Source organism: Gilvimarinus gilvus (assembly GCF_030518155.1).
GTDB classification, from domain to species: Bacteria; Pseudomonadota; Gammaproteobacteria; order Pseudomonadales; family Cellvibrionaceae; genus Gilvimarinus; species Gilvimarinus gilvus.
Genome location: NZ_JAULRU010000426.1, coordinates 1 through 397, shown reverse-complemented (window position 1 = coordinate 397; position 397 = coordinate 1). Strand labels below are relative to the sequence as shown.

Genomic DNA, 397 nt, shown 5'->3' with positions numbered 1-397 from the left:
AGCGAGCTGGCCGAGCAGTTCGGCCTGGAGTTCCGCAAGGGCCAGACCCCTTGGAGCCTGGCATGCGACATCGCCTTGCCATGCGCCACGCAGAATGAACTGGGCGCCGAAGACGCCCGTACCTTGCTGGCCAACGGCTGTATCTGCGTGGCCGAAGGCGCCAACATGCCGACCACCCTGGAAGCGGTGGATATCTTCCTGGAAGCCGGCATCCTCTATGCCCCGGGCAAAGCATCCAACGCCGGCGGTGTGGCCGTGTCTGGCCTGGAAATGTCGCAGAATGCCATGCGCCTGCTGTGGACTGCCGGCGAAGTGGACAGCAAGCTGCACAACATCATGCAATCGATCCACCATGCTTGCGTGCATTATGGTGAAGAGGCGGATGGCCGGGTCAATT

At 62.2% G+C, this 397-nt stretch carries 1 pseudogene; it reads left to right on the top strand.

Going from position 1 to position 397, the window contains the following annotated elements:
• Positions 1 to 397, top strand: a pseudogene (locus tag QWI17_RS08330) (NADP-specific glutamate dehydrogenase); the annotation flags it as partial.